This is a genomic window from Atlanticothrix silvestris CENA357 (genome assembly GCF_016056295.1).
GTDB lineage: Bacteria > Cyanobacteriota > Cyanobacteriia > Cyanobacteriales > Nostocaceae > Atlanticothrix > Atlanticothrix silvestris.
Genome location: NZ_JAECZB010000094.1, coordinates 48516 through 68957, shown reverse-complemented (window position 1 = coordinate 68957; position 20442 = coordinate 48516). Strand labels below are relative to the sequence as shown.

The following is a 20442-nucleotide window of genomic DNA, read 5'->3' as shown; positions in this document are numbered from 1 at the left end:
TATTAAGTTGCTAACTGTACTAGCAAGTTTATCAAAGCCGTTTTATATATCAGCAATCTCACATCATGAACAGAGTAAATGCTCCCTAGCATTTTCAAAATTTAGTATCCAAGACGCAAGTTTGAAGGCAGCATGACCACCTCAAATATTATCAGGGTGCCTATAAAAGCAAACTGATGTCTAGCTAACTGAAAGCTACGGGGTTTCTCTTGTGATTACCATTTCCCTTCGTCCAGTTGGACGTTATTGGGGCACAATTAGTTTCGCCTCAACTCTCTACCTCTGTCCAATCTTAGATTTATTATTGGCAGAAATACCAGCAAAATTGCAAGCAGAACTGCGACTAGGACTTCAAGAAGCCTTAGTCAATGCAGCAAAACATGGAAATAATCTTGATCCTAGTAAAACAGTTGTAGTCCGTTTTTCTCTTATAGATAATCAGTATTGGTGGGTAATTTCAGACCAAGGCCAAGGCTTTACTCCTTCATCGACTAACGATGACGAATCAACAGACTATTTACCACCCGATGAGGCAGAAAGCGGGCGTGGTCTATGTCTTCTCCACCAAATTTTTGATCAAGTAGAGTGGAATCGCAAAGGCACAGAATTAAGACTTTGTAAACAGATGGAAACTCGTTCCCTCTTATCTCTGCGACGGTGAAGAAAACACGGAGATCAGAAAAAGCAGGTTAGCGCCGTGAGCGCCAGCCGAAAGAGGAGCCAAGGGAGAAAAAATTATCTCTTGCCTCCTTTTGTTTTTATTCCTGCTTTTTATTTGTACCGTGGGTTGGACAAGGAGGTGCTGAAATAGAGCGATCTAACCAACCAACTGCTTGTTCTAATCGGGCAAGGGCTTCTTGTGGCTGATCCTTAAGAAGATATAAAACAGCTGCTGCTACTTGTTCACTAGCGCGAGAATTGCGGTTAGACTTGAGGCGATGCCAATCGTTAGGGGAAATGCTGAGCCTTTCCATCAGGGCTTGGGCTAGTTCCAGAGTAGTAAATTCATTCAGTTGGCTGGATTTAGGCAGCTGGGTTGGTTGAGACATAAACTATTGGCAAAGTAGCATTTACTTACTACTGTACTACTTGTAAATGAAGCCGCCTAAAAAATCACAACCGTCAGGGGAAAATCAGGAACCAGATTTTGCACAAGAATTAGAGGAAGTGGAGCGATCGCTTTTATCATTAAAACAACGGTATGCCCAAGTGCAAAGCGATCGCCAACAGCAGGCACAATCGCAACAACGCCGTCACGAATTGCAGCAAAATAAACACCAGACCCCAGAAATTAAAGCAGAGTTACAACAGATTCAACAGCACTTGGAAGTGCTAGAAATAAACTTAGAAAGCCAGTTATTTTCTTGGCGGAGTCTCAAGAAACCTTTCTGGCAAGCCGTCCGCTTTGGTGGAATGGGCGTTATTATAGGCTGGATATTAAAATCCTGTGTTGGGTAAATATGGTAAATCGACGGATTGCAGAAATATTGCGAAGTGGTCAACCTGATGAGTCTCTCGGTATTCAAGGCTGGGTGAGGACAAAACGCGAGTCGAAAGGGTTTGCTTTTATTGAAGTCAATGACGGCTCATCACTAGCTAATTTGCAAGTTGTCATCAATCAGGATTTGCCAGACTACGAAGCTATTTTAAAAAAATTGAATACAGGTGCAGCAGTCGAGGTGACAGGGGTACTGCTAGCGTCTCTGGGGAAAGGACAGCGCATTGAGTTGAAAGCCGAGACGGTGAAAGTCTACGGCGAAGCTGATCCCGAAGTTTACCCCCTGCAAAAGAAACGCCATTCTTTTGAATTTTTGCGAACTATTGGACATTTGCGATCGCGTACTAATTCTTTGGGTGCAGTTTTTCGGGTGAGAAATGCTTGTTCTGCGGCTATTCACCAATTTTTTCAAGAACGAGGCTTTTTGTGGGTACATACACCCATCATTACCGCTAGTGACTGCGAAGGTGCGGGTGAATTATTTAGTGTTACTAGTTTGGATTTAAAGAACATTCCCCGCACAGAAAATCAAGGTGTAGATTACACGCAAGACTTTTTTGGTAAACCTACATATCTCACAGTTAGCGGCCAGTTGGAAGCGGAAGTGATGGCGATGGCGTTTAGTAACGTCTACACCTTTGGCCCTACCTTCCGTGCAGAAAATTCCAATACCTCGCGCCACTTGGCAGAGTTTTGGATGGTTGAGCCAGAAATGGCTTTTTGTGATTTAGAAGGCGATATGGATTTAGCTGAGGCGTTTCTTAAGCATATTTTTAAGCATGTGTTGGAAACTTGTCCAGAAGACATGGAATTTTTCAATCAGCGCATTGATAATTCTGTGTTGGCAACAGCTGAAAATATTATTAACAATCAATTTGAGCGTCTAACTTACACAGATGCGATCAAACTTTTAGAAAAAGCCGATGTCAAGTTTGAATATCCAGTTAGTTGGGGTTTAGATTTGCAATCAGAACACGAACGTTACCTAGCTGAACAACTATTTAAAAAGCCTGCGATCGTTACAGACTACCCAGCACAAATTAAAGCATTTTATATGCGCTTGAATGATGATGAAAAAACCGTTCGTGCAATGGATATTCTTGCACCCAAAATCGGCGAAATAGTTGGCGGCTCCCAGCGGGAAGAACGTTTGGAAGTCTTAGAACGTCGAGTGCAGGCCCAAGGTTTAAACCCAGAAGAATTGTGGTGGTATCTTGATTTGCGCCGTTATGGTACAGTTCCCCACGCTGGTTTTGGCTTGGGTTTTGAAAGACTTGTGCAATTTATGACAGGTATGGCGAATATCCGTGACGTGATTCCCTTCCCTCGTACACCACAAAGTGCCGAGTTTTAGTACCAGCCTTATGTGATTTCTTATTCCCAGGTTTTACTCTGGGAATGCAATATAAATATATTTGCTAACTTTAAATGTGGTGCTGAGTTAGCTATTAGTTCTATTTTTGGTGATTAAGGAATTTAAATATGCATCGTCGTTGGATATTATCTGCTCTAGCAATTTTATTAAGTCTAGTTTTAGCATCTTGTGCTAATGCACCTACTCAACAGTCACAAACGAAAGTATCAGCGAATACGGAAGCACCTAATAGTAACTCTCAACAATCTGCCAAAAGAGTTGTAACTCTTTCCTCTCTTTCTACAGATATCATTTATCAACTTGATAAATCAAAGTTGGTAGGTATTACTGGTAGCACATTATTTAATAATGATTCCCGATTCCAAAATATTCCTCGTGTGAGTGAAGGGCAAAGTCCTCCTAACTTAGAGAAAATTGTTGCCCTCAAACCAGATTTAGTAATTGGTGCTGAAGGTTTTTCTAATCAAGCGATTCAAAGACTCCAGCAACTAGGAATTGCCAATTTTCTCACTCAAGTTAAAAATTGGGAATCTTTAGAAGAACTGACTAAAAAACTTGCTCAGTTAATTGGTGCTGATCCGCAGCCTTTATTAAATCGCTACCAAACTTTTTTACCAGACAAATCGACCCAAAGCCTTTCAACTCTGGTACTAGTTAGTCGTCAACCAATTTTAGCACCAAATAAAAATAGTTGGGCTGGAGATGTACTGACAAAATTTCAGGCAAAAAATTTGGCAGCAGAATTACAAGGTAACAGTCCAATTGGTGGGTATGTGACACTATCGGCTGAGAAAGTTTTAGAAGCCAACCCCGAAGTAATTATTGTAGTTAATCCTCCACAAGGCGGTTCAGAAACAGCTGTTTTAGCATCTTTTAAAAAGGAAGCGTTTTGGCAGAAATTACAAGCTACTCAAAATAATCGAGTCTACACTTTCGACTATTACGGGTTAGTCAATCCTGGCAGTATAGATGCCATTGAAAAAGCCTGTCAGCAACTTAAGAAAAATTTATTGGCTGTAGAGAGTACATAACCATAAAAATTTTTTCTATTCTTTCGCAGCATTAATTGGTTTTTGAGTTATGGTAACATCCTTTTTTGGTTGAGAAGAACCACCATTTAGACTACGGAAATATAGGCCTCCGATAGTCAATAAAAATAAAATATAGCCGACTGCTTGCACTATATAAAGATGATCTCGATAACCAAATAAAGCTTTGAGAACAATTCCTGGAAATTGTCCATCAGGCAAAATATTAGAAGTATTCCAAACTATTGGCCCCAAAATACAAGAGTGGACTTTGGTAAAGCGTTCGTAATAAAAACAAAGACTTTCTGAAGCGCGGCTGCTAAGAGCAAGGTTACTCACTGCTTCATCGAAATTTTTCAACCCAGAAACCACCAATCCGGCAACAATCAACACTAATAAAACGCCCATTACCTGAAAAAACTGGCGGATATTAATTTTGATGCCCCATTTAAATAACAGTACTCCAATCCCAGCAGCTGCTGCTAAACCACCAATAGCACCCAAAGCTGGTACTAATCCCTGTTGAAAATTAGCAGAGACAAACAGCACAGTTTCAAAGCCTTCGCGGACAACAGCGACCAAAATTAAACTAAAAACGCCCCAACCAGCGTTGGAATTTTGTGTCAAGGCTTCGGTAACTGCTCCCTCAACTTGCGCTTTCATAAATCTGGCTTGTTTAGTCATCCAGATTAGCATCCAGCTGAGCATAGCGATCGCTAACACACTAAACACACCTTCTAGCATTGGTTCAACTACGGAGGTGTATTGAGGATTAACTGCCCCTAATGCTTGAATTCCCCAACCAAATAGCACACCAATCAGCGCACTAACAGCAATACCAACCCCGACCCCAGCGTATACCCAAATGTTGAGTCGGGATTGTTTAGCTTTTTTCAGCAAAGCCAGTACAATCCCAACCACAAGGGCAGCCTCGACTCCTTCTCGGAGTGTAATTACAAAAGTAGGTAGAGCAACACTAAAATTCATCAATAGTCCTTTGTCTTTTGTCCTTTGTCATTAGTGATTAGCCAATTACTAATCACTAACGACTATTGCCTATTAGCTGAAATCGCGTAACATCTTTTTCAGTTCGAGATTATGCATCTCTTCTTGCCCAATCATGCCACGAGCAAATTCTTCGAGATAAATGCTAGCATTGGTGACAGTTTCCAGCAGATTTTTATACAGTTCAAGTGCCTTCTTTTCATGGGATAAGCTTTCTGCCAGAATATCCTTGACTGTATGTTGATAAGTTTCTTCCATTTGGGCAATTTTGAGCGAGGGATGCCCATCTAAGCCCGTAAGAATCTCTCCTACTTGTTGGGCATGAAGCAAAGATTCACTAGCCTGGGCTTTGAAAAAATCTACAATCGGAATCCGATTTGGGCCAGTTACCATCAAGGAATAATGTGTATAACGCACTACTCCCGCTAGTTCAAATTCCATGATGGCGTTTAATAGGTCGATGGTTTTATTTTGGTCAAGCTCTTGCATCAGTTGTTAATTCAAGTTACGAATGGAGCGTCATGGGTAATGAGTTAGGAGCTATACTCCTTAAAGTTGTTCAAAGCTCAGACTATCTACGCTCTTTACTTCGTAACTCCTAACTATTTCCTCACTTATTACTTATTTTAATCTTCTTAATCTAAGCTTCCCATTAAGTTCAAAATACTATCCTTGGGCTTGGGTGTTAGATTTATCAATCACTTTTTGAGAGTTCTGTTCAATTGTTGTCACCAGTTTAGTCACCTCACTAGGAGTCTGTACAGGTTTAGCTGGTGGGGTAACGCTGGGCCAAGCTTTTTTGAGTTCAGCTAGACTTGTCACAATTGCTTTGTTTGCTTCCGGATTTTCTTGAGCTACTTGGCTAGAAATACCTTGATATAATTCGTTGGCATAAACTACAAAGCCACGAGAGTCTTGATATTCAATCGCTGCGGTTATTTTGCCGTCTGCGATCGCAGCTCCATATTCTGAGTTGGCTGCATCCAATAACTCATTAATTACCTGTAGCACAAATCCCGGCTTGGAGCGTTGTTCTGCGCTGAGAGTTGCGATCGCTCCGTCAACGGCTTGTAATGAAGAGGTAAGATCAGTTTTTACTTTGGCATTCTTGGGATTAGATTTTACCAAATCTTCCAAGCTGATCAAAGTTGTCTTAAATTCTTTAACTTTGCGCTCATTTAGTTGCTCTTCTACATCCACATAAATTTCCTCAACTGGGTGTCCAATATGAGGTTCGGCTTCTTTTGGCAAGTTTTTATCTAGCAGTTCTTGTGCTACCAAAAGATGTCCTTTCATCAACCCCAACTTAGTCATGTAATCAACATCTTTTGCTTCGCCAGTCAGTACTACTTCTTGAACAGTTACCATATCTTTGATTTGGTCAAATTGTTCTTGATTTATTACTTTTTTAGTAACTAAATCTTCCGAACTAGCATAAGGACGACTTGCTTGAATTTTGTTCGATAAGGCTGGGACACCTAACTTAGCTTCAAACTTATCCAACTCGGACAAAATAGCATTATTAATATTAATTTTTGCTTTACCGCTATGACTACTATGAGTGGTGGTTTCAGTAACTTGTGCAGTGGAATTTACTGCGGGCGCAGATGTATTTTCTGCATTTGGTGTGCTGTTACATGCACTTAAAGTAACTATGGCAGCAGTAGCGACGGTTAGACAAACATAACGAAATTTGATCATAATTTATGCTTGGCGATATTTAGAAGGTAGTAATTAAAACATTTCCAACTACTAGCAGCAGTTGAATTTGACAAAATATCATAGATTTAACTTTTGCATAATAATGAAACTTTTTATCAACTAGTTACTAATTTTTACTAAAAATTTAATTATGAAAGTAACCCAGCCTTCAAAATACTGGCAGGGCTTATAAGCCTTACTAGCTATGGAAATATAAGTTAACGTGAGTTCGACGGATTTTAGAGGCTAGAAGCCTTGTCAACAAAGGATTACTGAGCTATGGCTAAAATAAACTATCAACCATTAGTTGAGAATAAAGTCAATAATTGACTGATATAGAAGTTACTGATTTTATTCTCAATAAGCTCAACTATTTTTAGGAACAGCTATTTACTGGATACTATGCTAGTCAAAGGTTTTAGAGTTTAAAGTTCATCGAACTCACGTTAAGTTAAAAAAATGTTGACGTATTTAAAAATACTCTTGAGAAATTCTTAAGATTAACTAGCAGCAATAACTTCAAATTGACCCATGCAACCATTTTCTGCGATCGCATCTTGATGAGGATGAAACATATACTTACCTGGATAGCGAAATGCAAATTCCAAGATGTGTCTTTCTGCTACACCCATCGTAATTACGTCGGTTTTCTCACTAGGAGTCATCGTCATCCCAGAACGATAGACATCAAAAAAGTTGGCATGGAGATGAAACGTTACCGCCGGATCATATTCAATGATGTTGAGAACATACAGACGAATCAACTGATTTTGGTAAATACGGATGGGATTATGCATGTAATGGTGAGGCAGTCCGTTAAAGGCGTAATATTCATTATGACTATCATCATTCACGTCATAACCAGCCATCACTAGTACAATCTCATCAGCTGAAGGACGCGGCGTTGGAGGATCGATGATAAACATGCCGTACAGCCCTTTAGCAATATGACGGGTAACTGGTTCAATATGACAGTGGTACAGGTGAACGCCATAAGGCTCTGCATCAAATTCATAAATAGTCGCTTTGCCGTTACTGACTGGTCGGACACCATCCATTTCGGCGGGATGAACACCATGAAAATGTAGAGAATGAGAATGTCCTGCTTTATTGAGAAACAGTACCCGCACGCGATCGCCTTGTTTAGCCCGTAACGTTGGCCCCGGTATACTACCGTTTAAATCCCAGATGTTGTAAGATACAGCACTATTGAGTTGAATGATGGAAGTACCAGCAGTTAACTCAAATTCTCGGATGGTGCGTCCATTTTCTTGCTTCACTGTTCCATAATCAAAGTTCCTAAGCATCTTCATTGGGTTAGCAACGCCCTCAGATGCTTCTATTTCGATAGGTGGTATTCTTACCCTTGAGTGAGTTTGTAAATGCAAAATTTGCCAAAGCGCTGCCGCACCAGTCACGCCAGCACCCGCTAATCCTAGTTGCAACAGTTGACGGCGACTCCAAAGTTTCTCTTTCCCCAAAATAAAGTGCTTGGGCATGGCATGATTAACTGTTTTGCAGCAGAAAAAATTGCGAATTTTTTGCAATTAATTTGGATAGTATCGGAATTAAGAATTATTGTCAATAATTCTTAATTATTTCGGAACAAAAGCTATCTTGAAAGCAACTTAGAGACATCAAGGCAAAAAGTAAAACTGTGTTATGATTCAACGCACTTTTATATTTTAACTTTGAGCGACCCCATAATAATGATAATCATCATAAATTTATCAAACTTGCTAATACAAAATAAGTCCTAAAAATACATTTACGAGGTATAGAACTTGTCAAAAATTATTTTCAAATCAAAGCGTATATCACTAATCTTGATGGGTGTTCTCAGCTTTTACCTAGTTGTGGGAGCAACTACACCAGCCTATGCCATGCACATTATGGAAGGCTACTTACCAGCTAGTTGGGCAATTTTTTGGTGGATAGTAGCGTTACCATTTTTTGTTTTAGGATTGCGATCGCTAACTAAAATTACCCAAGCGAATCCGGAACTAAAATTACTTTTGGCATTAGCTGGAGCCTTTACCTTTGTGTTATCGGCATTAAAAATGCCTTCAGTTACAGGTAGTTGTTCCCATCCTACAGGGACAGGATTAGGAGCAGTGCTGTTTGGGCCTTTGGCAATGTCGGTGCTAGGAACTTTAGTTTTGTTGTTTCAAGCGTTGCTACTAGCGCATGGCGGTTTGACAACATTGGGAGCAAATGCTTTTTCAATGGCGATCGCTGGGCCATTTGCTGCTTACTGGATATATCAGCTAATGATGTGGTTAAGCGGTAAGCAAAGAATCGCTATTTTTTTAGCAGCAGCTTTGGCAGATTTACTCACTTACGTTATTACTTCAGTACAACTTGCTCTAGCTTTCCCTGCACCAGTGGGTGGATTTATCGCCTCATTCGCCAAATTTGCCGGAATTTTTGCAATTACTCAAGTTCCTTTGGCAATTAGCGAAGGATTACTGACTGTACTAGTGTGGAACTGGCTACAATCATATACTCCTCAAGAATTAGAACTATTAAAATTAATTAAAGGGGAACCTCAAAGCAATGAATCAGTCTAAAAAAGGATTGAATAACTGGCTATTGGTATTAGCAGTGATCACTTTAGCAGTCGCGCCTTTAATATTTGTACGTGGGGCAGAATTTGGTGGTGCAGATGGTCAAGCCGAAGAAGCAATTGATGAAGTCCACCCTGGATATAAACCTTGGTTTAAACCTTTATTTGAACCGCCTAGTGGTGAAGTAGAAAGCTTATTATTTTCTTCTCAAGCAGCTTTGGGTGCTGGAGTAATTGGTTACGCGATCGGATTATATAAAGGGCGTTCCCAGCAGCAAAGGAATAAGGAATGACTCTGCAAATAGATACTCTGGCTTATACAAATCGCTTGCGGTGGTTAGCGCCAGAGCAAAAATTATTGTTTGCGATCGCTTTGTTAATTATCACTGCTTTTTCTCATCCTTTAATTCAGATTTTAATTGCAATCTGGATTAGTACTTGGACGGTTGTTTATGCGGGCATCCCCGCTAAAATTTATCTGAAACTAGTTTATGTTGCTACTTTATTTTGGTTAACAAGTTTACCTGCTTTAGTGATTAATGGCGTAAACATTGCTCATCTGCGTTTGATACAAAGCGACTCAATAGCTGGGATGACTATTGGCTCTTACTATTTATACATCAGTAATCATGGAATTGAGCAGGGATTAACGATTTTTACACGGGCGATCGCTTCTCTTGCCTGCTTATATTTTATTATGTTAACTATTCCATTTACGGAACTTTTACAAACCTTGCGCCGCATCGGATTTCCTGTAATTTTAACAGACCTTTTATTATTGATGTACCGTTTTATTTTCGTTTTGTTAAACGCATCTGTCGAATTATGGACTGCTCAACAATCTCGTGGTGGCTATCGCACTTTTAACATCGGCATTAAAAGTTTATCTCTATTAATTGGACAATTACTCAAACGCACTTTAGAAAACTATCGTCAAGTGTCTTTAAGCTTAGCTTCACGGGGTTTTAAGGGCGAATTTCAGTTTTGGCATTCTCATCGTTATTATTTATCTAAGCGATATGCTATGGAAGCGATTATGGGATGTGCAATCTTATTAGGATTAGAATGGAATATTTCTATTTTTTAACTATTAAATATTAAATAATTATAATTTTATATGAAATCAGGGCTTGAGCCAGTAAGTTTTTGTAAAAATGATATGATAATGCAGCAATCATTACTCGAATTTCAACAAGTACATTATACTTACCCAGGCGCAAGACAATCAGCTTTAAATGGTTTAACGCTACGAATTCCAGCCCAGAAAAAATGTGCTTTAATTGGTCAGAATGGTTGCGGTAAAACCACACTATTTTTATTAGCTAATGGTTTATACAAACCTCATAGTGGTAATCTCCATTGGCAAAGCAAGCCTTTGCAATACGACCGCAAATCTCTGATAGAATTGCGCCAAAAAGTTGGGTTGATATTTCAAGATCCAGAGCAACAATTAGTTGCCTCTACTGTTGAGGAAGATATTTCTTATGGCTTGTGTAATTTGGGATTACCTCAAGTAGAAATTCAACAGCGAGTTGAGCAAGCTTTAGTTGAGTTTGGACTCACCGAATTAGCCGAAAGACCAGTACATCATCTCAGCTTGGGTCAAAAGAAACGAGTTTCCATTGCTGATGTAATGGTATTAAAACCGCAACTATTGTTACTAGATGAGCCAACAGCTTATCTAGATAGATTACATACTCGTAACTTAATGGCAACCCTAAAAAAGATTCATGCGTCTGGAACCACAATACTTATGGCAACCCATGACCTAGATTTAGTTTATCGTTGGGCAGACTGGCTTTTTGTTATGGACAGGGGAAAACTTATCTTAGAGGGTCAACCTCAAGATGTATTCGCTCAACGAGAGATTCTCGAAGAATTACAGTTAGGAGTACCATTGATATATGACATGTTATTTGCTGAGGGGTTAGCCGACGAAGGGCCAGTTTTAGAAAAGTTACGACAGAGGATATTGAAACTGTTCCGTTATTTTTAGGTAGTAACAGTGGCAACTCTGGTACTCTTTTACTTTTAGAATTTCTAGAAAATTATTAATATTTTTATTGAGTAAATAGATAAGGGTCTATTTCAATAGGAGACTAACTGAAAAAATCCTTTAAAATCTAAAGATTTAACTAAGGTTTAGTGCTAAAATAAAAATAATCTTAACAAAAGTTAATAACTTAATAAATAAGTATATTATTTGACGTAGATTTTATTGCGAATCTGCCCTAAGTAACACTATAAAATCCCCCAATAGGGCATTGAAAAAGGAATAGAAATTTTGTTTCCTATTAATTTGATGCCGTAATTATATTATTTAAATTGTGTGAGCCAACACATTCAATATAGGGGACATCATGCATATTCCTGATGGTTTTGTTTCTCCACCAGTAGCAGTGGCTACCGGCTTGGCAAGTGCGGCTGCGTTGTTTATCGCCTGTGGGCGATCGCAAGAGGCTTTTGGTATCCGTCGCGCCCCGATACTGGGCTTAACCACTGCCTTTATTTTTGCCGCCCAAATGATCAATTTTCCTGTAGCCGGAGGTACTAGCGGTCACTTGTTAGGGGGAACCTTAGCAGCGATCGTTTTGGGTAGCCCTTGGGCAGGGATTTTGTGCATTGCTACAGTTTTTATTATTCAAGCTGTGTTGTTTGCCGATGGTGGTATCACTGCCTTGGGTGCAAATATTTTAAACGCGGGAGTAATTGCTGTTTGGGTAGGCTGGGTATTAACCCAAACCTTGCAGCGTCTATTCGGAGGGTCTAAAGGTCGTTTACCTCTAGCTGCTGGCATTGCCGCTGCTGTCAGTGTAGTCGTAGCATCTGTAGCTTGTGCCATTGAGTTAGCCCTTTCTGGGACAGCATCCTTAGCCGTAGTTTTGCCAGCCATGACTGGTGTGCATATTTTGATTGGCATCGGTGAAGGGCTAATTACTGGAGGTGTACTGGCTTATCTAGCCACAGCCAGACCAGATTTATTACCAGGAGAACAACAGCAGTTTAAAGGGTGGTTAGTTCCTGTTGTCAGCATTTTCCTAATTGCCGGCGTGCTGTCATTGTTCGCCTCAGCATGGCCCGACGGTTTGGAAAGGGTTGCCGAAAACATTGGCTTTATTGACTTAGCTGATCAGGTGCGGGTAACTGTACCAACGCCTCTAGCTGACTATGGGATTGAAGGCTTAGGGCAAATTGGTGCGAGTCTTGCTGGTTTAGTTGGATCTGCGGTTTGCTTTGCTGTTGCCTTTGGAATTGCCAAGGTGGTGAAACCAAAGAATGCTTAAAATTGCTTTGCCGTTACGCTTGCATCTATCTTTAGTCATTGTCGTGGGAGCAGCCTTACTCAAGTATGATGCTTGGCCTTGGCTAGCTGTATATGCTGCGATCGCCCTTGTTTGGGCAGGAATATTGCGTGTACCTGTCCGCTATTTGGGAGGATTATTAGGTACCGAATTAATTTTCTTGACATTCATGGCATTGCCCTTGGGATGGGAGCGAGCCAGTTTTTTGCTGTTTCGTTCTCTGGTATGTCTGATCGCCATGAATAGTTTTTTGTTAACTTTACCTCCCCACAGTTTTGGTATTGCCCTCAAAAATTTACCTGTGCCAGCACCCATTAAGGAAAATTTACTATTAGCTGGACAATATCTAGAAATTTTGCTGTCGGAAGTCACACGGATGCAGCGCAGCGCTCAATTGCGAGGTCTAAATGGTGCAACCGGATGGTTACGCTATGCTAGTGCTGCCATGATTGGAGCCTTGTACCTCCGGACTCTAGACAGAGCAGAACGAGTCTATGCAGCAATGGTAATTCGTGGTTATAACGGAAAACTGCCAGTAGATTCGACATTAAGACCAAAAGAGCGTTTTGCCCTGTTAGCCGCTGGAGCGATCGCTAGTTTTTTAACCCTGACCTCTTACCTTCAGAGTTCCGTTAACAGCTAACAGTTAATGGAAGTAAAGTTGTAAATTTTGAGTTGTGCATCTTGAAATCTTTGACCTTTAATCCCCAAGCTTCAACTTCTAATCCCCATGCTGCGGTAGTCGAAGTCCAGAATTTGGTATATGCTTATTCCCGACAGGAACCAGTATTGCAAGACATTTCTTTTACCTTAAACTCAGGCGATCGCGTAGCCTTAATGGGGGCAACTGGGTCTGGTAAAAGTACCTTGCTAGAGAACCTGATTGGCTTAAAACAACCACAATCAGGCAAAATTTGGATTAATGGCATTCACGTAGAACCTAAAACTCTGCCCCAAGTGCGTCGTTACATCGGCTTTGCCTTTCAAGATGCCAACGACCAACTGTTTATGCCTACCATACTAGAAGATATTACCTTTGGGCCACGAAATTACGGCGTACCACCAGCAGTAGCAATTGATCGGGCACGGCAGCTATTAGCAGATTTTGGTTTAGAAGCCTATGCCAACCGTTCTGCCCACGAACTTTCTGGTGGACAAAGACGGCTTGCTGCCCTAGCGGCAATTTTGGCCTTAGAGCCTACAATTCTGATTTTAGATGAGCCGACTAATGGTCTTGATCCCGCATGGCGGCGACATTTAGCTCAAGTATTGTTAAAGTTGCCTGTGCAGATGATGTTAATTGCCTCCCATGAATTGCAGTGGTTGGGAAAAGTGACTCAACGGGCTTTAGTACTTTCTGGTGGTCGCATTCCCATAGATGGCCAGATTCAACCACTTTTGCAAGAGGGAAAAACTTTAGATCAGTTGGGTTTACCAGTCGATTGGTGATTATTTAGATTAGATACCGCAATGCCCAATGCCTCATGCATGGCATAAAAAATGGGCGTTGGGACTGCCTTGTATCTGCTCATATTGGTGAGAGCCTGCTAATCTCTTACTGGGAGTTCAAACCTGGGGAATTTATGCAACAAGCATCTGCTGCTCAATCAGCCTCCATCGGTAATCAGGCTATGGCTGCAAAAGATATTAAATTACTGGTTTTAGATATAGACGGTACCATTTCTGGGGAGTCTAACACCTTGAGCAAACCTGTAAAGCAAGCGATCGCAGACGTTCAAGCACAAGGAATTCGAGTGGCAATTGCCACTGGTCGTATGTATCGTTCAGCTTTACGCTTCCACCAAGAAATTAGCTCTGTCCTACCGTTAATGGCTTATCAAGGAGCTTGGATTCAAGATCCAATCAATCAAAAAATTCATCGGCATTTGGCTGTTTCTAGAGAAATTGCCCACCAGCTACTAGACTATTTTGAACAACCGCAGTTGCGATCGCTTTTATCTGTTCACTTCTATATTAATGATCAGTTATATGTGCGGGAGTTAACTAGAGAAACCCAAATTTATGCACAACGTTCTGGCATTACTCCAATTCCTGTAGGCGATTTACGTCAAGTCTTGAATAATGAACCGACAAAGGTGTTAGCTTTGTGCGATGACACAGATGTGATTAATGATTTATTAGGGAATTTACGTCGTCAATACACACCCGCTGAACTTTATCTAACAACATCTGTTGCTACTTTTTTTGAAGCGACTAATGCCTCTGTTAACAAAGGAACTGCTGTGCGTTATTTAGCTGAAGAATTATTAGGACTACAAAGCACCAACGTTATGACTATTGGTGATAATTTCAATGATCTAGAAATGCTGGAGTATGCTGGCATTGGTGTAGCTATGGGCAACGCACCAACGGCAGTTCAGGCGATCGCTCAATGGGTAGCTCCTAATGTTGAAGAAGACGGAGCCGCAATTGCAATCAAAAAATTTTTACTCTCGTAAGGGCAATTTTTTATATTTGTCCTCAGCAAAACAGGATGAAATCAGAAAGAGCACCGACGACTGGCCGTGTTTCGTCTCGGTGCTCTTGCTGGTTCGCTCCTCACACACCTGTAAATATAACTGAGGTGATCAAATGAGTCAATAGATATTATATAAAGTTTTTACTCTGTGCGTGAAAAACACTGTTGAGGAATAGCACGCTTATTCAAAGCAAAATTACGTAACCGTTTGTTGAGAAATCAAACGCCGTTATTTTAATAAAATGGTTAGTCTAATGCAAATTGAACATTGTATAATTTTTCGTTAGTCAGCAAGATTTAACACTAATGGCTCATAACTCCATCTGAGCTAAAACTCCCAGCTTTTCGACCAGCAAAAACCTTAATACAGACTGAGTAGCTATCAACAATCCCAGTCTAGCTTTGGCTAAGTCGGGAGATAAAATTTTAACCTCACCCCAAATGCGGCATTTGCACCAAAATTTTTCCCACGCTTGACTCAAATTTAGTCCCGCTTTTTCCCAATTCACCGAACCACCTCTATCATTAAACTCTAAATCGTCTACCACTTGCACTAACTCGGTAATTAGACGACTTTCATCTGGATGATTCAGACAAAGTTTGGCATTAGAGTCTAGCCAAGGTATTTGCTCTGGGGAAATTACACTCCAAAAAGCTGGGCTACTATTTGGTAAAGGTTCCCTGAGTTCAATTAATCCTTCTCGATGAGCTAGCAGCAATAGTGAGCAGCAACGCGCATGGGCATATTGAATTGCAAATAAGTGAGCAGGATTAAGAATTTGAGCATTAGATATTAATGATTCTTCTTTACTCTCCTGCTTCTTAGTATTCCCTCCTCGCCCTAAACTCCCCGCTACAAGACTTTGTAACCACGCCGCGACAAGAGGCGGACTCAATTCTAAATGAATCCAACCCGGAGGAACAATTTGGATACTAAAAACACCACTATAGTTTTCTGATAAGTAAGAGCCAATGCCATTGGCTACTTCCATAGGTTGTTGATTATGAGATTTTGACACCCCCAAAGCTATACCTGAGATATATAATATTCGACTATTATCTCTATCTTTATATAGATGACTTTTTTTATCATCTATGCTTATGCTTTTTTGCTCATTAGTATAAATACTTATTGCACTTATTATTTGACTATATATTAGCTGTTTGATTGCTGTGTATTCGCTTACTAGTAAGCTGAGATGCACGTAGTTATTAATAAATAAATTAAAACCTTTTTTTTCCGGATTTACTGTCATCTCTCTTTAGAGATAAGATTAATCTAAATGAAGAAAAATGAGAACAGCATAAAATTTGATGAATATTCTATGAATAATGGGTAAACTTTACTACCATCATTGTACAGTAAGAAGTATAACAAAAAGTAGAGAGCAATTTGCTTTCTGCTCTTTGGATGGCTGGCGCTGTTAGGCGTTAAGCCGAAACCGCCAACACAAAGACACTCCTTGCACCTTTTTATGACGTCTTTGTCTTCAGCCGAACGCTCTTTGTTACCTATGCAATCTCCATCTTCTTTTTCTGAGGCATCACGGCCTTTTTTGACTTGGCAACGAATTCTTGATTGGGCTCAAGAACACTACCGTTGCCGCACCTTTAGCAAAGATGAACGCATTCCAGCCCGGCCTGGATTGCTGTATTTGGTGCAAAGGGGTGCAATCCGCATGGTAGGAACTGCTCAAGTGAGCGCTACTGCCAGTCAGCTAACATCTCGACGAATCAACAGAACCCCAGAAGAAGCTTTCTTGGGTTTTGTAGGAGCAGGGCAACCATTTGAAATTGTTGCTCAGTCACCATTCACGCTCCAGGCATACGCTCATGTAGACCAAACTGCTGTGCTGTGGATGTACTGGCATGATTTAGACAATTGGCCTCACTTCCGTCGTGAAGTTATGGATGCCTTTAGGTATCAGCACCAGCGTAAACTGTTGTGGCTGAGTGCCTTGGGACAAAGGCGCACAATTGACCGACTCTTAGGATTTCTCACATTGTTGATTGAGGAATATGGAGAGCCGTCCATGAGTGAAACTGACCCCGACGTGATTCGCGGCTATTGTTTGCCTTTCCCTCTTACCCATGCTCAAATTGGTAGCGCTATTGGTTCGACTCGCGTTACCGTCACCCGTCTGATGGGCAAGTTGCGTCAGCGCGGTTTAATTCTCACTCAAGGGGATAATCTTATTTGCTTACCAGCAGAGTCGATTAATCGAGTCAGCTAAAGCACATTTCCCATCTCTCAAAAAACCAGTCATGCCCTACAAGCATCTACGGTAGGAATTACCGCTATACTTGTCAGCAATAGCAAGTGTCAGCAAATTGTGACATACCAGCCTAGGTCATCAGTTCCTACCCCCGATCGATAAGCAGTAAGGCGGCACCAGCAACATCCGCTTCCTGCTCAGTTTGACCAATCTGTTTGACCACCACAAACAGATTGTGTGTAATCGGGTCATTCCATTGACTGAAAGTTTCAATGTTCAATCTGTTATGTTTATCAGGAAACTCACAAGGGAGGACAAATGGTTTTTGCCTTTGTGTCCACCCTAATTGCAAGGGCTACATTGAACATTGAAAAACAACCTCTGGAGCAGAAGCGTACTACATGCTACCAGCAATATCAGCTAGTTTTGACATTACTTGGATGGTCGTGGCAACAGCATTCCACTTTCAAACCGAAAGGTTGACCATCCAAGATGTTTTAGAAAATAATTTTTCTATGATTAGTACTGTTATAGTTAAAAGATTTAATTTTTAGTAGTGGCTGATTTGTACTAGCTTAAAATCATTTATTTAAATAAAAAAGTGATTATCATTTAATATTTTGTAATTAAAATATTAAATATAATAATTTATAAACAAGGCGGAATACTGCTGTCACTGCAACAGTTAACAAGCATCCCATAACCACTAAAATTATAACTTCTTCAACCCCAATACCCCTTCTTAAAAAGGGCATAAACAATACAAGAGCAAAAGTAATTCCAGAAATAATTAATAAACTGAACTTTTCAATCCATCGCCTAGTCTGGGCAAAAATTAAAATTCCTAAAATTAGGACAGAAACTACTAGGGGAATTATTGGCGGCTTGAATAGACTAAAGAGAGCAATCGCAATTAATGCACCTTCAAACCCACTAAATGCTGCTCCACTTAACAGTTCCCAAGGGGAAAAACTGGGTTGAGGCTGTTTTGTTTGGGGTAGAAGAGTTGGTGGTATTAACTGGTGAGAGAGAACTTTGAGAACTTGATCAGCTGACTGAAAGCGTTGATTAGCAGCACTCAGGAGCATTTTGTCTAAAATGTTAGCTAGGCGAGGGTTGACAGTTACATGCATTCGCCATTGCCATTGATTACTATGAGCATCAAACAGCTGAGTAGCCTCTTGACCTGTAAGTAAAGTCAAAATAGTTACAGCCAAAGCGTATAAGTCTGTAGAGGGGTATACTTGGCCACCAGCCATCTGTTCAGGTGGCGCAAAACCTATAGAATAAATTCCCGTAGAAGAGCCAGATCTACCAGATGAAGCATTTGTTACTTGCTTAACTGCGCCAAAATCTAGTAAAAATAGTTTGCCATCACGACGGCGCATAATGTTAGAGGGTTTTATATCTCTGTGAAGTATGTTTCTATCATGGACGAACTTTAGTACATTTAGAATTTCTTGCAGCACATGTAAAACTTGCTGTTCCGAAAATCTACCTTTTTGAATTAATTCTTCCTCTAAATTTTGCCCATCAATATATTCTTGCACTAAGTAAAAAAATTGATCTTCTTGACCTAGTTGTAAACTAGGAACTGTCACCGGAAAAAAGGCAAATAAGTCAGGAATTTGCTCGTGTTCGTTACCTATTTGTGCTAAAACTTCTGCCTCTCTCTCAAAAAGTTGTTGTGCTAGTTGCAGTTGAGTAGGAGTGAAATCTCCTGCTGGCTGGAACTGCTTAACCACGCATGAACGCATTCCTGGAATCCGGCGATCGCGTGCTAAAAAGGCTGCACCAAAACCGCCCCTACCTAGCAAATTTATTGTTACATATCTACCATCTAGTATTAATGGCATTCCGCAGGTAAGACAGAATTTTTGTTGTGTTGTTTTTAGGGTTGTAATATCATCTAAATCCGCAAAATGATTTTGTGGACGCGGACAGTGCGGACGAGTGCAGTAGACTTCCATTTTTTTTGTTTTTGGTCAGTTGTGAGTCAGTTGCCAAAAGTCAAGAATTTTTTAATAACTACTGACTATTGACTACTGACTATTGACTATCGACAAAATGTTAGCCTGCGTCAGAAGAAGTAGTTGTCGCTGTATCTAAAGTGTTTACTACTAGCTTCTTTTGCGATAATTTTAATGCTTCATGATTCCATCCAGGGTTAGCAAACTGGGGTAAAATCTCCTGGCTAAACGCTTCTGCTGCCTTAGATCTGTAGCGATTAGGATTAAAAATCAGCCACAACGTTCGCTTGACAACAACACCTTCAATAGGTGTGCAATGCAGTACACCCATTTGTAATTCTTTAGCGATCGCCGAAGTGGAGACAAAAGCGGCCCCTAAACCAGATTGCACAGCATTTTTAATTGCTTCTATGGAATTTAGTTCCATTTCAAATTTAAAACGCCTTGTATCAATTTCACAGCGAGCTAGTACCTGATCAATTACTTTGCGGATAGTTGATTGAGAATCTAGAGCAATGAATTGTAGTTTATAAAGGTCTTCTTTTTGGATTGTTTCAAGTTTGGCAAAGGGATGAAAAACGGGCAAAATTAGGGATAATTCATCTTCAGCATAAGGAAGAATTTCCAAAGATTCTGCTAGTTCACCAGGAATTTCGCCACCAATGATAGCCAGATCAACTTGTCCATTAGCTACGCTCCAAGCAGTCCGACGGGTAGAGTGGACATGTAATTGCACTGCCACATCTGGATATTTTTGCCGGAACATGCCGATCATTTTGGGCAAAAGATAAGTACCGGTGGTTTGGGAAGCGCCGACAATCAAAGTACCGCCTTGGAGATTTTGTAAATCTTCGATCGCACGGCAGGTTTCTTGGCACAGACTGAGGATTTTTTCACCGTAGCTTAAAAGTAAATGCCCAGCTTCGGTTAACTGTGCGCGACGTCCTCCACGGTCGAATAAAGGGACATCCAATTGCCGTTCGAGATTTTGGACTTGTAAACTCACGGCAGGTTGGGAGACGTAAAGGCTATCAGCGGCGCGCTTGAAGCTGCCTTCTGCGGCGATCGCTTTTAAAATACGTAACTGATCTAAAGTGAAAGGAAGGTCAGACATAAGGCTCAACCCACAAACTTTGAAAGGAGCAGCTTTGGCAACAAATCAAGACTCACAGCTTTCTAGTGTGGCGTGATTCGTTGCATTTTAAACTCAGAGGTTTGACTCGAAAAAGACAGTACCACAACATTTTGACTAAACTCTCCTTTTGAATACTTTGTGGTATTGGTTGTACTGAGTTAAGTTTT

Annotated in this window: 22 protein-coding genes; 13 read left to right on the top strand and 9 right to left on the bottom strand. The window is 40.6% G+C overall.

Translation table 11 applies throughout. The features are described 5' to 3' along the window. Positions 1-211 precede the first annotated feature (211 nt). Positions 212-661, top strand: coding sequence for an ATP-binding protein (locus I8751_RS24280; protein WP_214441653.1), 450 nt, complete (start codon positions 212-214; stop codon positions 659-661). 97 nt (positions 662-758) lie between these two features. On the opposite strand, the gene I8751_RS24275 is transcribed toward I8751_RS24280, so the two are convergent. Beyond that, positions 759-1049: a DUF6439 family protein gene (locus tag I8751_RS24275; RefSeq protein ID WP_214441652.1), complete on the bottom strand. Its 291-nt coding sequence runs from the start codon at positions 1047-1049 to the stop codon at positions 759-761. 46 nt (positions 1050-1095) lie between these two features. Between I8751_RS24275 and I8751_RS24270 the strand changes: the two genes are divergently transcribed. From I8751_RS24270 to I8751_RS24260, 3 genes are all read left to right on the top strand, one after another. Continuing rightward, positions 1096-1458: a hypothetical protein gene (locus I8751_RS24270; protein WP_214441651.1), complete on the top strand. Its 363-nt coding sequence runs from the start codon at positions 1096-1098 to the stop codon at positions 1456-1458. A gap of 2 nt (positions 1459-1460) precedes the next feature. Then, on the top strand, positions 1461-2852 hold the full coding sequence (gene asnS / locus I8751_RS24265; RefSeq protein WP_214441650.1) for an asparagine--tRNA ligase: 1392 nt from the start codon (positions 1461-1463) through the stop codon (positions 2850-2852). Positions 2853-2980: 128 nt separating this feature from the next. Beyond that, a complete protein-coding gene (locus I8751_RS24260) occupies positions 2981-3904 on the top strand; it encodes an ABC transporter substrate-binding protein (protein WP_214441649.1) in 924 nt (307 codons plus the stop codon). 15 nt (positions 3905-3919) lie between these two features. Here I8751_RS24260 and I8751_RS24255 read toward each other — a convergent pair whose 3' ends face one another. The 4 genes from I8751_RS24255 to I8751_RS24240 form a co-directional block, all read right to left on the bottom strand. Next, a complete protein-coding gene (locus I8751_RS24255) occupies positions 3920-4888 on the bottom strand; it encodes an FTR1 family iron permease (RefSeq protein WP_214441648.1) in 969 nt (322 codons plus the stop codon). A gap of 72 nt (positions 4889-4960) precedes the next feature. Then, a complete protein-coding gene (locus I8751_RS24250; RefSeq protein WP_214441647.1) occupies positions 4961-5395 on the bottom strand; it encodes a ferritin-like domain-containing protein in 435 nt (144 codons plus the stop codon). A 177-nt stretch (positions 5396-5572) separates the two neighbouring features. Then, positions 5573-6607 carry a helix-hairpin-helix domain-containing protein gene (locus tag I8751_RS24245; RefSeq protein ID WP_214441646.1) on the bottom strand — a complete coding sequence of 345 codons (1035 nt, stop codon included), beginning with the start codon at positions 6605-6607 and terminating at the stop codon, positions 5573-5575. A 500-nt stretch (positions 6608-7107) separates the two neighbouring features. Then, the gene (locus I8751_RS24240; RefSeq protein WP_214441645.1) at positions 7108-8106 is read right to left on the bottom strand and encodes a multicopper oxidase domain-containing protein; all 999 of its coding nucleotides are present in this window, start codon (positions 8104-8106) and stop codon (positions 7108-7110) included. Positions 8107-8436: 330 nt separating this feature from the next. Here I8751_RS24240 and I8751_RS24235 point away from each other — a divergent pair, with 330 nt between their 5' ends. The 8 genes from I8751_RS24235 to I8751_RS24200 all read left to right on the top strand — a co-directional run bounded on the left by I8751_RS24235 (position 8437) and on the right by I8751_RS24200 (position 14934). Continuing rightward, on the top strand, positions 8437-9177 hold the full coding sequence (locus I8751_RS24235) for an energy-coupling factor ABC transporter permease (RefSeq protein ID WP_214441644.1): 741 nt from the start codon (positions 8437-8439) through the stop codon (positions 9175-9177). After that, positions 9164-9466: an energy-coupling factor ABC transporter substrate-binding protein gene (locus I8751_RS24230; protein ID WP_214441643.1), complete on the top strand. Its 303-nt coding sequence runs from the start codon at positions 9164-9166 to the stop codon at positions 9464-9466. Before I8751_RS24235 ends, I8751_RS24230 begins: the two co-directional genes overlap by 14 nt. After that, the gene (gene cbiQ / locus I8751_RS24225) at positions 9463-10260 is read left to right on the top strand and encodes a cobalt ECF transporter T component CbiQ (RefSeq protein ID WP_214441642.1); all 798 of its coding nucleotides are present in this window, start codon (positions 9463-9465) and stop codon (positions 10258-10260) included. The genes I8751_RS24230 and cbiQ overlap by 4 nt, the downstream gene beginning before the upstream one ends. 78 nt (positions 10261-10338) lie before the next feature. After that, positions 10339-11169 (top strand): energy-coupling factor ABC transporter ATP-binding protein, encoded by an 831-nt coding sequence (locus tag I8751_RS24220; RefSeq protein ID WP_214441641.1) that lies wholly within the window; start codon positions 10339-10341, stop codon positions 11167-11169. Between the two features lie 364 nt (positions 11170-11533). Continuing rightward, positions 11534-12457: an energy-coupling factor ABC transporter permease gene (locus I8751_RS24215; protein WP_214441640.1), complete on the top strand. Its 924-nt coding sequence runs from the start codon at positions 11534-11536 to the stop codon at positions 12455-12457. Continuing rightward, positions 12450-13118, top strand: coding sequence for an energy-coupling factor transporter transmembrane component T family protein (locus tag I8751_RS24210; RefSeq protein ID WP_214441639.1), 669 nt, complete (start codon positions 12450-12452; stop codon positions 13116-13118). Before I8751_RS24215 ends, I8751_RS24210 begins: the two co-directional genes overlap by 8 nt. A gap of 41 nt (positions 13119-13159) precedes the next feature. Further along, a complete protein-coding gene (locus I8751_RS24205) occupies positions 13160-13924 on the top strand; it encodes an energy-coupling factor ABC transporter ATP-binding protein (protein ID WP_214441638.1) in 765 nt (254 codons plus the stop codon). Positions 13925-14058: 134 nt separating this feature from the next. Beyond that, positions 14059-14934: a Cof-type HAD-IIB family hydrolase gene (locus tag I8751_RS24200; RefSeq protein ID WP_214441637.1), complete on the top strand. Its 876-nt coding sequence runs from the start codon at positions 14059-14061 to the stop codon at positions 14932-14934. Between the two features lie 331 nt (positions 14935-15265). Here I8751_RS24200 and I8751_RS24195 read toward each other — a convergent pair whose 3' ends face one another. After that, entirely contained in the window at positions 15266-15973 is a 708-nt protein-coding gene (locus I8751_RS24195) for a DALR anticodon-binding domain-containing protein (RefSeq protein ID WP_318780364.1), read from the bottom strand. Between the two features lie 456 nt (positions 15974-16429). Between I8751_RS24195 and I8751_RS24190 the strand changes: the two genes are divergently transcribed. Beyond that, on the top strand, positions 16430-17188 hold the full coding sequence (locus I8751_RS24190; RefSeq protein WP_214441636.1) for a Crp/Fnr family transcriptional regulator: 759 nt from the start codon (positions 16430-16432) through the stop codon (positions 17186-17188). A gap of 127 nt (positions 17189-17315) precedes the next feature. On the opposite strand, the gene I8751_RS24185 is transcribed toward I8751_RS24190, so the two are convergent. The 3 genes from I8751_RS24185 to I8751_RS24175 all read right to left on the bottom strand — a co-directional run bounded on the left by I8751_RS24185 (position 17316) and on the right by I8751_RS24175 (position 20254). Then, positions 17316-17522, bottom strand: coding sequence for a hypothetical protein (locus I8751_RS24185; protein ID WP_214441635.1), 207 nt, complete (start codon positions 17520-17522; stop codon positions 17316-17318). A gap of 274 nt (positions 17523-17796) precedes the next feature. Then, the gene (locus I8751_RS24180; RefSeq protein WP_214441634.1) at positions 17797-19140 is read right to left on the bottom strand and encodes a serine/threonine-protein kinase; all 1344 of its coding nucleotides are present in this window, start codon (positions 19138-19140) and stop codon (positions 17797-17799) included. A gap of 100 nt (positions 19141-19240) precedes the next feature. Next, positions 19241-20254 (bottom strand): LysR family transcriptional regulator, encoded by a 1014-nt coding sequence (locus tag I8751_RS24175; RefSeq protein WP_214441633.1) that lies wholly within the window; start codon positions 20252-20254, stop codon positions 19241-19243. Positions 20255-20442 lie beyond the last annotated feature (188 nt).